The organism is Paenibacillus sp. CCS19, assembly GCF_033239625.1.
Taxonomy (GTDB): domain Bacteria; phylum Bacillota; class Bacilli; order Paenibacillales; family Paenibacillaceae; genus Paenibacillus_T.
This window is the reverse complement of the sequence record NZ_BTCK01000017.1, coordinates 15,181-28,476: the sequence shown is the minus strand read 5'-3', so window position 1 is coordinate 28,476 and position 13,296 is coordinate 15,181. Positions and strand designations below refer to the sequence as shown.

13 protein-coding genes are annotated in these 13,296 nt (G+C 48.8%); 9 read left to right on the top strand and 4 right to left on the bottom strand.

The features are described 5' to 3' along the window. Positions 1-14: 14 nt before the first annotated feature. Positions 15-947: a DMT family transporter gene (locus tag SBI19_RS13675; protein WP_317969198.1), complete on the bottom strand. Its 933-nt coding sequence runs from the start codon at positions 945-947 to the stop codon at positions 15-17. Between the two features lie 191 nt (positions 948-1,138). On the opposite strand from SBI19_RS13675, the gene SBI19_RS13670 reads away from it, so the two are divergent. The 7 genes from SBI19_RS13670 to SBI19_RS13640 all read left to right on the top strand — a co-directional run bounded on the left by SBI19_RS13670 (position 1,139) and on the right by SBI19_RS13640 (position 8,974). Next, positions 1,139-2,485: an aminotransferase-like domain-containing protein gene (locus tag SBI19_RS13670; protein ID WP_317969196.1), complete on the top strand. Its 1,347-nt coding sequence runs from the start codon at positions 1,139-1,141 to the stop codon at positions 2,483-2,485. Between the two features lie 63 nt (positions 2,486-2,548). Continuing rightward, positions 2,549-3,376: a helix-turn-helix transcriptional regulator gene (locus SBI19_RS13665; protein ID WP_317969029.1), complete on the top strand. Its 828-nt coding sequence runs from the start codon at positions 2,549-2,551 to the stop codon at positions 3,374-3,376. A gap of 95 nt (positions 3,377-3,471) precedes the next feature. Next, entirely contained in the window at positions 3,472-4,461 is a 990-nt protein-coding gene (locus SBI19_RS13660; protein WP_317969027.1) for a quinone oxidoreductase family protein, read from the top strand. 146 nt (positions 4,462-4,607) lie between these two features. Next, the gene (locus SBI19_RS13655; RefSeq protein ID WP_317969025.1) at positions 4,608-5,240 is read left to right on the top strand and encodes an NAD(P)H-binding protein; all 633 of its coding nucleotides are present in this window, start codon (positions 4,608-4,610) and stop codon (positions 5,238-5,240) included. Between the two features lie 151 nt (positions 5,241-5,391). Beyond that, positions 5,392-6,621: an NAD(P)/FAD-dependent oxidoreductase gene (locus tag SBI19_RS13650; RefSeq protein WP_317969023.1), complete on the top strand. Its 1,230-nt coding sequence runs from the start codon at positions 5,392-5,394 to the stop codon at positions 6,619-6,621. 165 nt (positions 6,622-6,786) lie between these two features. Further along, the gene (nudK, locus tag SBI19_RS13645; RefSeq protein ID WP_317969020.1) at positions 6,787-7,737 is read left to right on the top strand and encodes a GDP-mannose pyrophosphatase NudK; all 951 of its coding nucleotides are present in this window, start codon (positions 6,787-6,789) and stop codon (positions 7,735-7,737) included. 13 nt (positions 7,738-7,750) lie between these two features. After that, on the top strand, positions 7,751-8,974 hold the full coding sequence (locus tag SBI19_RS13640; protein WP_317969018.1) for a MerR family transcriptional regulator: 1,224 nt from the start codon (positions 7,751-7,753) through the stop codon (positions 8,972-8,974). 85 nt (positions 8,975-9,059) lie between these two features. Here the strand turns inward: SBI19_RS13640 and SBI19_RS13635 are convergent, their stop codons facing one another. Both SBI19_RS13635 and SBI19_RS13630 read right to left on the bottom strand, forming a co-directional pair. Beyond that, positions 9,060-9,569: a dihydrofolate reductase family protein gene (locus SBI19_RS13635; RefSeq protein WP_317969016.1), complete on the bottom strand. Its 510-nt coding sequence runs from the start codon at positions 9,567-9,569 to the stop codon at positions 9,060-9,062. Between the two features lie 23 nt (positions 9,570-9,592). After that, positions 9,593-10,456: an alpha/beta fold hydrolase gene (locus tag SBI19_RS13630; protein ID WP_317969014.1), complete on the bottom strand. Its 864-nt coding sequence runs from the start codon at positions 10,454-10,456 to the stop codon at positions 9,593-9,595. Between the two features lie 135 nt (positions 10,457-10,591). On the opposite strand from SBI19_RS13630, the gene SBI19_RS13625 reads away from it, so the two are divergent. Beyond that, the gene (locus SBI19_RS13625) at positions 10,592-10,954 is read left to right on the top strand and encodes a winged helix-turn-helix transcriptional regulator (protein ID WP_317969012.1); all 363 of its coding nucleotides are present in this window, start codon (positions 10,592-10,594) and stop codon (positions 10,952-10,954) included. Positions 10,955-11,112: 158 nt separating this feature from the next. Here the strand turns inward: SBI19_RS13625 and SBI19_RS13620 are convergent, their stop codons facing one another. Continuing rightward, positions 11,113-12,558, bottom strand: a complete 1,446-nt coding sequence (locus SBI19_RS13620; RefSeq protein ID WP_317969010.1) for a DEAD/DEAH box helicase — start codon at positions 12,556-12,558, stop codon at positions 11,113-11,115. Between the two features lie 225 nt (positions 12,559-12,783). Between SBI19_RS13620 and SBI19_RS13615 the strand changes: the two genes are divergently transcribed. Next, positions 12,784-13,098 (top strand): EthD family reductase, encoded by a 315-nt coding sequence (locus SBI19_RS13615; RefSeq protein ID WP_317969008.1) that lies wholly within the window; start codon positions 12,784-12,786, stop codon positions 13,096-13,098. Positions 13,099-13,296 lie beyond the last annotated feature (198 nt).

The following is a 13,296-nucleotide window of genomic DNA, read 5'->3' as shown; positions in this document are numbered from 1 at the left end:
CACGATTAACGCTTTCACTCCTTTACCGCAACTGCTAATGCCTCTCTTCGCCCCAACCGATTCGTTCCAATAACTCCCGCAATGATCAGAGCTGAGCCGATCAGATGATAAACGGTCACTTCTTCCCCGAGATACATCGCTCCCGCTGCCATGGATACGATCGTAGAGAGATTGGCGAATACGCTCATCCTCGACGCTTCCATCTTGGACAGAATGTAGATGGACATCAACGCCGTACCCAGCGACGATATTACGCCTAAGTAGATGATAGATGAGATGAAGGTGCCGCTGGCAAGAGGCGCCCATAATTGATGGAGCGTGCCGTCGATGGCATGCTGGGCGAATGTAATGGCCAAAAAAACGATGAATCCGATTCCCAATATCAAATAAGTAATTTCCGCCGGGCTGAACTGCTTCAATAGCGGACGGGCTAGAACGGTATAGCCGGCAAAAGCGACACATGTCAGCAGTAGCAAGGAGATCCCAGTCAGGTTCGATAGATCGATGCTGCTGCCTTTCATCACGAAGATGAATACGACGCCGAATACCGACAGAAGAATAGAGAGTTTCTGTAAGACGGTAGTCTTTTCTTTCAGGTATAGGGAGGCGAGGATCATCGTAACGACAGGGGTGAATGCATACAGGATGCCGCCCTCTGCCGAGGTGGCATGCTTCAGACCGAATGCTTGAAGCGTGAAGAAACCAAGCGGGTACGTGACAGCCAGCAACAACACTTTGTACACAGGCTTGCCGCGATAAGCCAACTTGACCCAGCCGAACGCGACCGGGATGGACATGGCCAAGAACGAAGCGGCGAAACGGAAGGTCAACGTGTCTAGCGGGTTGGCGTAATCGAGTGCAATTTTGGCAAATAAAAAGGATATTCCGAGAATAACCGCATTAACGACGGCGATGAAATACGCAAGCTTCGAATGAGTTGAATTGATGATTGCTCGACCTCCTAATTAACGGCGGCAATGCGTTCGCGAACATTTCATCCGTTGATTTGAGGATAGGGCAAACCTATAGACCGAACAACGGCATTTTACGACGACTGTATCGGTACAGTTTGATAGAGCTATATATTAACCTCTGGAATTTACGTGTTATGATGAATTCAGAAGGGAATGAGGAGCACGTGAAGAAATACTTCTCAATACTATCGGATATGGAGCGACAGATTCGGGAGGGGACGTATCTTCCCGGCCGGAAGCTGCCTTCCGTTCGCAGTGCGGCAGCCTCCTACGAGTGCAGCATCAGCACGATCATACGGGCATATTTGGAGCTGGAAAAGCGCCACGTCATATATTCGGTTCCGCAGAGCGGCTACTTTGTCGTTGAGAAGCCGGGAGATTGGCGCGACAATCGAGAAGACGCAATGATCGATTTCGCTACAGTAATGCCTGATTTGGACGCTTTTCCTTATCTTGATTTTCAACATTGCTTAAATAAAGCGATCGATATCTATAAGTACGACCTGTTTACCTACGGCGATCCGCATGGGCTGGATTCCTTCCGTCATACGCTCGTGTCGCATCTGGCCGGAGACCAAGTATTTGCTAAAGCTAAGCAGGGAATCGTCACTTCGGGTGCACAGCAGGCTCTGCAAATTCTGGCGAAAATGCCGTTCCCGAACGGTAAAACAGCGATTCTGGTAGAGCAGCCGACGTACGATATTTATTTAAGGTTCCTGGAGACGGAACGCATACCGGTCTGCTGCATTGCGCGCACGGCGGCAGGAATTGATTTGAATGAATTGGAGCAGTGGTTCAGGAGCGGTAACATCAAATTCTTCTACACGATGTCGAGGTACCACAACCCGCTCGGCACATCATATCGTGCTGAAGAGAGGAAGGCAATCGCCAGGTTAGCCGGCAAGTACGACGTATATGTCGTAGAGGACGATTATATGGCCGACTTGGGCACTGACCGTCAATTCGAACCGATCTATGCTTATGATGCGAATTCGTACGTCATCTATGTAAAGAGCTTCTCCAAGATTATCTTCCCGGGCTTAAGGGTAGGGGCCGTCGTGCTGCCGGAACGTTTGCTAGAGACCTTCCATGCATACAAAATATATCCCGATACATCGCTTCTGTCCCAGGCGGCGCTTGAAGTATATATCAAGAACGGGATGTACGAGCGGCATAAGCACAAAATAAGCAGCTTGTACGCGTCGCGCATGCGAGCGTTGAATGAGTCAGTCGAAAGATACAACGAGGCGGGATTGCTTGAAGTGCCCAAGATAGGTTCAGGCATCTATACGCAATTTAAAATGAAGCCGACCGTCAATATGGAGCAGCTTATCAAGCGGCTTGCCGAGAGGAATATCAACGTCGCGTCTGGAAGAGCGTTTTATTGTTCGGATTATTTGGCGCGGGAGAAGTTTCTGCGGATAAGCATCTCCCAGACGCAACCGGAGCAGATTGACGTAGGCGTTAAGGCGATCGTTGAGGAAGTAAGACAAGGAAACAGGCGGTCATAGTAAATCATCGAGTACAACTAGACACGATAGCGAAACTCTTGTGCAAAGTGTGGTTGATTGGCTATGGAAAACGAGAAGTTTAAGATACTTGGGGATTTTCTGAAATCCCGCCGAGAACGGATTAAACCGGACCGAATCGAAATTGCTAGCCGCTATGGTAGAAGAAGAACGCCGGGATTACGCAGGGAAGAGGTTGCCCAGCTTGCGGGAGTGAGCATCACTTGGTATACCTGGCTGGAGCAGGGCAGGGTTGCTTCCGTATCAAGGGAAGTCATTGAGAGCGTTGCTCGAGCCTTGCAATTATCTTCGGATGAGCAGAATCATTTGCTTCGATTGGCTGACTACGGAGGAGAGAGTATTGCTAGTCCGAACACTGGCGAAGCATACCCCGAACTTCAAACCATTATCGATCAAGTGAATTACCCGGCCATTATTGCCAATCATCGAACCGAGGTGCTGGCTTTCAATCGGCTGGCAACCGAGATTATTACGGATTTCCATGCCATCCCCGCTGATGAACGCGTGATGACGCGATTAATATTCACAGATCCCAATCTGCGTGAGCAGTTGGTGAATTGGCAGGAATTCGCGGATTTTACGATGGGCGTATTTCGGATGTATTACGACCAACATGCCAGCGATCGTTGGTTCGAGGCCTTCGTCCGGCAGATGTGTCTCGAATGCGCGGAGTTTCAAATGTTATGGCGATTGCATAACGTTCAGCAAAAGAAAGCAACTCATTATACATTTGATCATTGTGCAGCCGGACTGCTGTCTTTTCAATTAAATACCTTTTCTACTATTAACGGAGATGAAAACCTTCATTGCTGTATATTTACGCCCATCGCAAATACCGATACGGAGGCAAAACTGGCTGTTCTGCGAAGTTAATCCTATTAGTCCGGATACCTGTATAAAGGGAAACTGGTTACCTCGTTAGATACGAAATACAATGTTCTCATTCCCGAACCAGGAGGTTATTGGAGATGAAATCCATTGTAATTGATCAACCAGGCGGACCAGCAAGCTTAAAATGGTGCGAAAAGCCGGATCTGCAGCCGCCCCCTGGCCTGCTTACGATTGATGTTGCCTATGCAGGCGTTGGATATTTTGAAGTGCTGTTGAGCCGCGGTGAATTTATATCGGATTTCCCATTGCCGCTTACTCCCGGCCTGGAAGTGTCAGGATATGTACGTGCAATCGGGGAAGGCGTAGAGGGGTTCTACGTCGGTCAACCCGTCGCCTCTATGACGCTGCTTGATTTTAACGGATTCGCATCGATGGCGAACGTGCGGCCGGAATTGACAGTTCCGCTCGATCAATGGGGGGTGGAGCTTGACCTGGCGACAGCGGCAGCTTCAATCGTGAATCTAACGACCGCTTACTTAGCAATTAAAGATGTGTATAGAATGAGAACAGGTGACGACGTGCTTGTTCATGCGGCGGTAGGCGGTTTGGGCGGCTTCCTGGGACAGGTAGCCAGACGATTGGGAGCGGGCAAAGTATTAGGGACCGTTGGCACCCCAGAGAAAGCAAAACTTGCGGCCTCTTTCGGGTATGACGAATTATTTGTTCGGACCGATTTTGCTGAGCGGACATTGGAGGCAACGGGACAGAAAGGCGTTCACGCTGTTTTTGACCCTGTCGGAGGAAGCATGCGTAAACAAAGCTTGGAGGTGCTCCGGCCCCTGGGCCAGTTGGTTGTTGTCGGAAACGCCAGCGGTGAACAGGATGTTGCTCACTCTTTCAACCAGATATGGTTTTCCAATAAACAGTCCGCTGGCTTCTCATTAGGAGCATACGCCGCAAGCAATCCTGCAGAGACTGGAAAAGCGGCACGAGAGGCTTTAAGCATGCTGGCCAGGAAAGAGATCCACGCTGAGATTCACGGCGTGTATCCGATGGAAAACGCCGCCGATGCGCTTGCGCTTTTGGAGCAAAAAAACACGGTCGGCAAACTGGTTCTGCAAGTATAAATCTCAGAACGGGTACTGTATTATCTTGGCAGGTTTAGCCCGGGGCACTCTATTGAGGGCCCTTGTTTATTTATTTGCTGTTACAGATAGCGCGGGAACCGTATAATAAATAATGGAAGTTTTTATGAAGCAGGGGGTCGTTCGCTATGAAAAAAGCAATCATCTTCGGAGCAAGCGGGTTTGTAGGATCGAATCTATTAAACGAGTTGCTCTACCATTCCTCCTATGAACAAGTAACTGTCGTAGTCCGGAAGCCTTTGCCTATTCAGCATCCTAAGCTCACTATGTTAATAGGGGATTATAATACGCTGCCTGACTTGAAAGATCAGATTGAGGCGGATGATGTGTTCATTACATTAGGCGGAACGACGCCACAGATTGATTTGGACTATCCCGTACTTGCTGCTCAAGTCGCCAAAGAAAAGGGAGCCCGATCCGTATTCGTGGTTACCGCGGTTGGCGCTAGCCTTCGATCCCGTCTACCCTATTTAAGAGTCAAAGGCGAAATCGAACAGAAGCTGATGGCATTGGATTTTGAGCATACGCATATCTTTCGTCCATGCATGATCATGGGGAGGCGCAAGGAATTTCGTATAATAGAAAGAACGATATTGACGATCTGGAAGTTGTTAAACCCATTGTTCATGGGACAAATGAACCGTTACAAAGGCATGGAAGCTAGAAATATTGCTCGAACAATGCATAAGGCCTCAGACCATCAGTCCGACAAAGCAACGATTTATCATTGGAAAGAAATGAACGGTCTATTACATAGCTGAGAGAGTTCTTCCATATTTAAATGAGCTGAGGCGTCCACTTGTTGGGCGCCTTTAGTCATAGGTTTGCAGCCTGATGGACATAAGATCTCCACTCGCTCAATATGATTGTCGGGAGCTAATATTTGGAAAAACAGTTGTGGGGGATGATTAGATGAATCATCATTATGACGTTATTATTGTTGGAGCAAGAGTTGCCGGTTCGACGCTTGCTTATGAATTGTCCCGAGCAGGTTATGAAGTGCTGTTGGTGGACAAGGGAGAGTTTCCGAGCGATATTCTATCGACGCACAATTTCTTCAACAACTCCTTGGCAATCCTACGGGAAATGGGGGTTCTAGATCGGCTGTTGCAGACGAGGACGCCTCTTTATAAACGGGCCGTTGTTCAGTTCGAGGATGCGGTCATCGATGGGGACTTTCCTGAAGTGAATGGAGAAAGTGACTGTCTATGTATCAGGCGTCTTCACCTGGATCAAATTCTGTTCGAGCATGCGACTTCGCAGCCTGGCGTAACGTCGCTTGAAGGCTTCCGAGTAACGGATGTGATTCGGGAGGGAAATACGGTCACGGGCATTACGGGGGTTCATCGAAGCGGAGAGACGCAGCAGTTCACGGCGAAACTCGTCGTCGGTGCCGATGGTCGCAATTCGACCTTGCGGAAACGAGTAAACAGTGCGCAGATCATGGCCGTACCGACGGATTATGCTTCTTATGTCGGGTATTTCTCAGGTTATGAGCAGGATGGCGATATTCATGTGGAATTGTACAGAATCAACGACAATATGGTTATCGTGTTCCCGACGAGCGATCAATTGTACGTGGTTGGCGTTATGTTCCCGCTGGATGATGAGGCGTGGAGCGAGCGATTCGCACAATCCCCGGAAACCGCGATGCGCGATCTAATCGACAGCGGCTTCGGAGATTCTCCGCTGCCAGCACGGGTGCAGAAATCTACGCTTGTCGGGAAGGTGCGAGGGCTGCGCGGTTACGATAACGATTGGCATCAGGGAATGGGAGAAGGCTGGGCGCTCGTTGGCGATGCTTTATCGTTCAAGGATCCCGCTGTCGGGCAAGGGATGCATGATGCGTTAGTTAGTGCGCGTACGTTGACGAATGTGTTATCCCAGCATGCTAACTGGGAAACCGAGTGGGAGCAGATGGCGCAATCGTATCAGAGCTTGGCGGAAGCGAAAATGATGTCTCGTTATCATATGGCGTGCCAGATTACGAAGAACGTACCTTTCACACCTGAGCAGACGATGGTTAACCGGTTGGTCGCTGCCCATCCAGAAGCGACTTCGGCATTTCTCGGCATGTACAATCATGCCCTGGAGCCGCAGCAATTCGGAGAGGTGATCGGGCGCTTGCTGCAAGGGAGCTAAGAAATGGGGACGGAACGATAGGTTCAAATGAATGGGCCATCCTGCAAAGGATGGCCTAAGATTTGTCTTTATAAAGGGTCTGCAAATTTATAAGCAAATAAAGCTTGAAGGTGACGTTACGTAACCCAATATAATGGGATTCATCGAAAGAAAGGGAGGATCACGATGAATCCGAAGGTCCGAATCGTAAACGAAGAAATTTTGTCCGATAACTGGTATGAGCTTAAGAAAATTACATATATGAGCGAGGCAAAGGACGGTACTTGGACGAAACAGTCCAGGGAATCGTACGACCGTGGGAACGGTGCAACGATTCTGCTTTATAATCGGGAGAAGCGGACCGTTATTCTAACGAGGCAGTTCCGAATCCCTACTTACGTGAACGGGAACGAGACGGGGTTATTAATCGAAGCTTGCGCGGGTTTGTTGGACGAGGAAAGCGCCGAAGAGAGCATTCGCCGAGAGGCCGAAGAAGAGACCGGATATAAGGTAGACAAAATTCAAAAAATCGGCGAAGCCTACATGTCGCCAGGGTCCGTAACGGAACTGCTGCATTTCTTCGTCGCGGAATACACGCCGATGATGAGGATCAGCGATGGCGGAGGGCTCGAGGAAGAGCAAGAGAACATCGAAGTATTGGAATATTCCTTCCTGAAGGCGCTTGATATGATTAAAACAGGGGAGATCAAAGACGGCAAAACGATTATGCTGCTGCAATACGCTCAGATCAATCGGCTGCTAGACCCTGCCCCAAGACAGCAGCATATTCTCGTTGCCGGACCTTATCGTTCGGGAACGGGAGACGATCCGGCGTTGATTCATCGGAACATCGAATTGATGAACGAAACCGCGCTTCAAGTATACGAGGCGGGCCATTTGCCTGTGCTAGGCGAGTGGTATTCACTTCCGCTAATTAAGAAAGCCGGGTCGCTCAATATTGGAGACGATATTTTCAATCAAATTTTCCATCCATCCTCTATTCGACTATTGAAGCATTGCGATGCGGTTCTTCGAATCGGAGGGCCTTCCCAAGGCGCTGACGAAATGGTGAGAGTCGCTCAAGGAATGGGGAAAATCATCTATACAAAGCTCAAAGATATTCCTCGAATCGTATAAGTGAGGCTGTAGAATGGAAGATAACGAATATTGGACGACAGGACAGATTGCGAAACGGACGGGACTGACCCTTCGAACCTTGCGGTATTACGACCAGATCGGGCTGCTGAAGCCATCGCATGTTAACCATGCCTCTGCTCGATTGTACGGCAGAGAAGATTTAGTCCGGCTGCAAAAAATTGATACGCTCAAATTTATCGGTCTAAGTCTTGATGAAATCAAGTCCATCATTCATGGAGATTCCTTCCCTGAACAGGACTTAAGAAGCTCGCTCATGCTGCAAAAGGAAGTGATCCGGCAAAAGGTTTCCCATATGCAATATGTATCGAAAGCAATCGATGAAGCGCTCGATATGCTGGGGAAACAACAAGCGCAAACGGATTGGGATAACTTGTCCGAAATCATTCAGACGATTCATACCGAGAAAGATTGGGGAGAGCAGTATCGAAACGCTCTCCGTCTGCAGGCCAGAATCCAGTTGTACGACACCTTCAGCGCCAATAAAACGGGTTGGCATCGTTGGTTCTTCGATCAACTCGGCTCGGAACCCAATCTGAGAATATTGGAGCTTGGCTGCGGCGATGCCGCCTTGTGGAGCCGCAATAAGGACAGAATTCCGCCATCATGGAGCATCACGCTTACGGATATCTCCTCGGGCATGCTGGAGGTCGCACGCTCCAATGTCCAAGACAGCAGCGGCAGGTTTACGTTTCTTGCCGTCGACGCGCAATCCATTCCGTTCCACGATGGCGAGTTCGATGTCGTGATTGCGAATCACATGCTTTATCACGTGTTGGATATCGAACAAGCGTTGTCCGAGTGCCATAGGGTTCTCAAAAGTGACGGCTTGTTCTATACCTCAACGATGAGCAAGGCCCACCTTCAGGAAATAGAGCAGCTGGCGAGGGAATTCGCTCCGGATTTACGTGTGCTGGACGATGTTATGGAGAGGTTCCATCTGGATAACGGAACAGAGATCCTATCGTTCCACTTCTCGGTCATTGATCTGCTTCGGTATGAGGATTATATGAAGGTGGATGAGGCGGAGCCGCTCATTCATTACATGACTTCAACGCCTATGAACGCAAGGGATTATCTGAAGGGCGATAAATTAATGGCCTTCAGAGCCTTTCTGAATAAGAGGATAGAAGGAGAAGGTAGTATCTACATTACGATGGACTCCGGGTTTTTCCGATCTAGCAAGAAAGGTCTGCTTGGTGAACCGCACCATAAATAAGGGCAAGTTTTTAGGAGATGACGATCTGCAGCTCTCTTAAAATTAAAAGACCCTTGAAAAAGGGTCTTTGTGCAGAGTAACCATTTTATCGTTGAATCGCATAGCGCAGTTGGACGATGCCACCGCCGAGGGGCTGGCAGTTCAGCAGCTCCACATGCTTATATGAGTAGTTATCTTTATCGATTAGAAGATTCAACCCTCTGCCTTCCATCACGGGCGCCACATTGAAAATCACTTCGTCCACAAGATCTTGGCTGAGGAATGAATTGTGGATATCCGCGCCACCGCTAATGAGAGCGGTTTGATGGCCTTTTTGCCGCAGGTGGTTCAAGGCTTCCTCTGGCGATCTTACAACCGTTACGCCCGGGATATCCGAGACGTTCTTAGAGACGACAACGATATCGATATCGGCAAAAGGCCCTGGCCCACCATTGCCACGCATGCCTTCGAATGTCCGACGCCCGACAATGAAATTCCCTGTATCCTTGACGTGTGTAAAGAAGTCGTCCAGAGCTTCCTTTTTCGGCGGGTTATCTGGACCGGATTGCGCATAATTGCCATTAGCTGATAAGGTTGCCCATAAAATTGTTTTCATAGTAAAACTCCTCCTCTTATTCTCTACCGTATTCTTCGAATTGCTGCAACTACCCGGTCCGGACGATCCTCTTGCACGTAGTGCGAGGCATCCTCCAAAATCTCGGTTTCGTTTAACGGCAAGTATCTTTGCCATTTGGCCATCTGTTCGATCGGGAAGCCTGCGCTGTCTTTCGTTCCCCACAATATTTGAGCAGGCAAATCGGATAAATTCGACAACTTCGATTCAATGTCGGTAAGCCACTTTCGTGCCTTGCGGATCTGTCTTGGAAATACCCATGTCGGTATCCTGGACTTCGGAGTCGGGAACGGGTCGGTATAAGCTTTTCTCAAGCTGTCCGTGACCTTCTCGGCATGATGTATTCCGTGCGGAACAATGATTTTGGCGAAGAAGTTGCACCGTGTTTGAAGCCAGCGGCCGATTGGCCAACCTCCCATGGCGAGTGAAAACAATTTCATCGGCATAATTTCTGCAGGCCAGGCCCAAGTATTCATCACGACGATGCCGCGCAAGTTATTCCGATGCCGTACCGCGTAGTTCAGCCCGATCGGGCCTCCCCAATCCTGAACGACTACAATCATATCTTTCAGATCCAGATGGTTAATCAGATTTTGAATGGCTGCCGATTGCTCTTGCGGCGTAAAGCGGTAACCTGTAGGCGCCTTCGACATGCCGAACCCGGGGTAATCCGGAGCGACGAGCCGGAAATCCTCGCGAAGCTCTTTGATGACGTTCCGATAAAGATATGACCATGTGGGGTTTCCGTGGAGGAGAAGAACCGTTGGTCCTTGCCCTTCATCGAGGTAATGAATATAACCATCACGGTAAGGCAGCCAGCGATCCGTGAACGGGTACTCCATCGGATCCAACTCAAAGGGTCTGTTCATGTTGTGTCCTCCCTTCTTAAACAATGGAATATTTCCCCTCTCTTGGTTTACATCATAATTGCACCATGGTACATTTGAAAAGTAGTTACATTTAAGTGCAATAGTTTCAAAAAATGAACTAAGGAGAGAAAGCCGATGATAGATCGATCCTGTCCAGGCATCGTTGAACCGATCCTTGAGATTCTGGATGGAAAATGGACGCTTCTTCTCTTGTTCGAGCTAATTAACGGGACCCGACGATTCGGGGAACTGCGTCGTAAGCTGCAACCCATAAGTCCGAAAACACTAACAGACCGTTTGCGGCTGTTAGAGGAGAAGGGACTCGTCACTCGTACGCTTTATCCTGGCGTACCGCTGCATGTCGAATATGAACTTACAGAGAGCGGGAAAGCTTTGCAGCCGATTTTTGCCGCGATGTGGACGTGGACTCAGGAGCATGGGACCTTGCTCCGGGAGAATAGGAACGAAAGCGGCGAAGGAGCAGAAAAGGCGCTGTGATTTAAGGCCCATCCGCTGAAGGATGGCCTTAAAACATGCCGATACAGACAGCGCGGTGACACGGCACCATAAGTAAACATGATCATCACAAAGAGAAGCTTCAAGGAACAATTCAATGTCCTTGAAGCTTCTTTGGTTTGATTCCTTATTTACTTCGGTTATTTCTTCCCCTTGCGCACCTTCAACAGCTTGCCCTTGATCGTCGTATCCTGCATCATTGCAAGCACGAGCGGGCCTTTGCCATTGAGAATCTCGACATCGGTCACATGATCGAGAATGGTAATGATACCGATATCGTCCGCGGACACCCCATCGAGCTTGGCGATCGTTCCGACGAAGTCTACAGCCCGAAACTTCTTCTTCTTACCGCCATTGAAGTTAAGCTTCATAATGTTCTTGTTTAATTGCTCGCGCTTATCGGATCGCTGCTCGGGCGCTTTGTTCAGCTTGCGCTCAAACGCTTCTCTGCCTCGATCAACCGTTTCTTCGGAGGGAGCCGCAACTTTCGGAATCGAGAATCCAATGTACGCTTCGATCTCGGCTAGTCGATGACTATCCTTCGATGTGACGAGGGTAATCGCTTTACCGGTCTTGCCGGCGCGTCCCGTACGCCCTGTGCGATGGACATAGCTTTCCTTGTCCAGCGGAATGTCGTAGTTGATGACGTGGGTAATATTCGTAATATCAATGCCGCGGGCAGCTACATCTGTCGCGATCAAGTAACGGAACTGTCCTCTTCGGAACGCATTCATAACCTCGAACCGTTCTTCCTGCTCCAGGCCGCCATGAATACGGTCGCACGGTAATTCGAGATCGGCCATTGCTCGGAATAAGGTATCGACATGCTCCTGCGTGCGGCAGAAAATAATGCAGCTGTCAGGATTCTCGACGATGAGTACATGGTGGAGCACCGCAAGCTTGTCCGCTTCCGTCACCTGAATGAGGGAGTGTTCGATCGTTGCCGTCGTCAGGCCGCTCGCTTTAATCTCGATTTCAACAGGATGGTCCATATACTTACGTGAAAGCTGGGCTACATCCTCAGGGAAAGTAGCGGAGAACAGCATGGTAACCCGCTCACTAGGCAGTGCTTGAATGATCGACTGAACCTGCTCGATAAAGCCCATATTCAGCATCTCATCGGCTTCGTCAATGACGAGATAAGCAATCCGCGTAAGTGATATCGTGCCGCGTTCAATATGATCGAGCACACGTCCCGGCGTACCGACGACGATATGCGTCCGCTGCTTTAACTCCGCCTTTTGCATATGAAAAGGAGATCTACCGAATAAAGGCGTCGCCTTGATCCGCTTATATCGCCCAATGTTCGTAATGTCTTCGTTGACCTGCAGCGCGAGCTCGCGGGTTGGCGTAAGAATTAAGGCCTGCGGCTTATTCTCGTTCCAATCGACTAGCTCGCAGAGCGGAATGCCATAAGCGGCTGTTTTGCCGCTGCCTGTCTGTGATTTGACGACGAGATCCTTCTTCTCCAGGGCGATCGGAAGCACTTTCGTCTGTACCTCGGTTGGCGTCTCATAACCTAAGCTGCTCAGCGCTCTTAGAATCTCTCCACTTAATGGATATTGGGTAAAATGCTGCTTGCTCATCGGTAACCTCATCTACGCTAGATTTGAAAGCTTGAACTTCATTCCAATACTTAACCTCTATTATACTCGGATTTGCTTCCGCATACGAAACGGCACTCCTTAGTGGATGAAAATTAAAATAAATGTTTCTGGAATGTAGAAATCGTTATCTTCTAATCGACTTTAATATATGACAGATAATCACAAACCCAAATTCAGTAAAATCAAAAATAGGGAGGTCTTTTAATGGTTAGATTCTTAGTACTATACACTGAGCCAAATGATATTGAGGCATTTGAGCACTACTACCGCGAGGTACACATTCCCTTGGCTAAAAAACTTCCGGGTCTCCGTCGTTATTCGATAAGTCGCAATACAACGCCAATTCGAGGAGGCATCACATATTACCTCGTAGCCGAACTGCAATGGGACAGTATGGAGGACATCAAAAAAGCATTTCAGTCACCAGAAGGGAAAGTATCAGCCGAAGATGCTGCAAACCTTGAAAAGCTGAGTCCGGGCATGCACAGCATGATATATGAACTTGAGGAGATATTTTAAAACCCAACGTAAGCAAAGTCATAACGGGAGACGATAATTTAATTAGAAATGACCGCTTATTCGACTTTAATAAACTGAGAAAGCACTAACTTGGCGAACATTCCCAATAAAGAGAAGTTATATAAAGAAGCAACCACTCCATTGTCAGGAGTGGTTGCTTCATTAATAGTGATGTAATTTTGTGATCAAACTAATGCA